Genomic DNA, 1,604 nt, shown 5'->3' with positions numbered 1-1,604 from the left:
GTATCTTCGTATAAGGAGGTGATCCAGCCCCAGGTTCCCCTAGGGCTACCTTGTTACGACTTCACCCCAGTCATGAACCACAAAGTGGTGAGCGTCCTCCCCGAAAGGTTAAACTACCCACTTCTTTTGCAGCCCACTCCCATGGTGTGACGGGCGGTGTGTACAAGGCCCGGGAACGTATTCACCGTGACATTCTGATTCACGATTACTAGCGATTCCGACTTCATGGAGTCGAGTTGCAGACTCCAATCCGGACTACGACGCACTTTTTGGGATTCGCTCACTATCGCTAGCTTGCTGCCCTCTGTATGCGCCATTGTAGCACGTGTGTAGCCCTACTCGTAAGGGCCATGATGACTTGACGTCGTCCCCACCTTCCTCCGGTTTATCACCGGCAGTCTCCCTGGAGTTCCCGACATTACTCGCTGGCAAACAAGGATAAGGGTTGCGCTCGTTGCGGGACTTAACCCAACATTTCACAACACGAGCTGACGACAGCCATGCAGCACCTGTCTCAGAGTTCCCGAAGGCACACCTGCGTCTCCGCTGGCTTCTCTGGATGTCAAGAGTAGGTAAGGTTCTTCGCGTTGCATCGAATTAAACCACATGCTCCACCGCTTGTGCGGGCCCCCGTCAATTCATTTGAGTTTTAATCTTGCGACCGTACTCCCCAGGCGGTCTACTTAACGCGTTAGCTCCGAAAGCCACGGCTCAAGGCCACAACCTCCAAGTAGACATCGTTTACGGCGTGGACTACCAGGGTATCTAATCCTGTTTGCTCCCCACGCTTTCGCATCTGAGTGTCAGTGTCTGTCCAGGGGGCCGCCTTCGCCACTGGTATTCCTTCAGATCTCTACGCATTTCACCGCTACACCTGAAATTCTACCCCCCTCTACAGCACTCTAGTTCACCAGTTTCAAATGCAGTTCCGAGGTTGAGCCCCGGGCTTTCACATCTGACTTAATGAACCACCTGCATGCGCTTTACGCCCAGTAATTCCGATTAACGCTCGCACCCTCCGTATTACCGCGGCTGCTGGCACGGAGTTAGCCGGTGCTTCTTCTGTTGCTAACGTCAAGATGCGCAGCTATTAACTACACACCCTTCCTCACAACTGAAAGTACTTTACAACCCGAAGGCCTTCTTCATACACGCGGCATGGCTGCATCAGGCTTTCGCCCATTGTGCAATATTCCCCACTGCTGCCTCCCGTAGGAGTCTGGACCGTGTCTCAGTTCCAGTGTGGCTGATCATCCTCTCAGACCAGCTAGGGATCGTCGCCTTGGTGAGCCATTACCTCACCAACTAGCTAATCCCACCTAGGCATATCTTGACGCGAGAGGCCCGAAGGTCCCCCTCTTTGGCCCGTAGGCATTATGCGGTATTAGCCATCGTTTCCAATGGTTATCCCCCACATCAAGGCAATTTCCTAGGCATTACTCACCCGTCCGCCGCTCGACGCCCAACAAATCCTCCGAAGATTCAATGTTGTCGTTTCCGCTCGACTTGCATGTGTTAGGCCTGCCGCCAGCGTTCAATCTGAGCCATGATCAAACTCTTCAATTTAAGATTTTGTGACTCAACGAATACTGACTTCAAAACTA

At 52.9% G+C, this 1,604-nt stretch carries 1 rRNA gene; it reads right to left on the bottom strand.

What is annotated here, in order from left to right:
* Positions 1 to 11: 11 nt before the first annotated feature.
* Positions 12 to 1,566, bottom strand: a 16S ribosomal RNA gene (locus OW495_RS22990).
* Positions 1,567 to 1,604: the final 38 nt, after the last annotated feature.

Source organism: Vibrio sp. 14N.309.X.WAT.E.F5 (genome assembly GCF_030397615.1).
In the GTDB taxonomy this organism is placed as follows: Bacteria; Pseudomonadota; Gammaproteobacteria; order Enterobacterales; family Vibrionaceae; genus Vibrio; species Vibrio lentus.
This window is presented reverse-complemented; position numbering and strand designations above follow the sequence as displayed.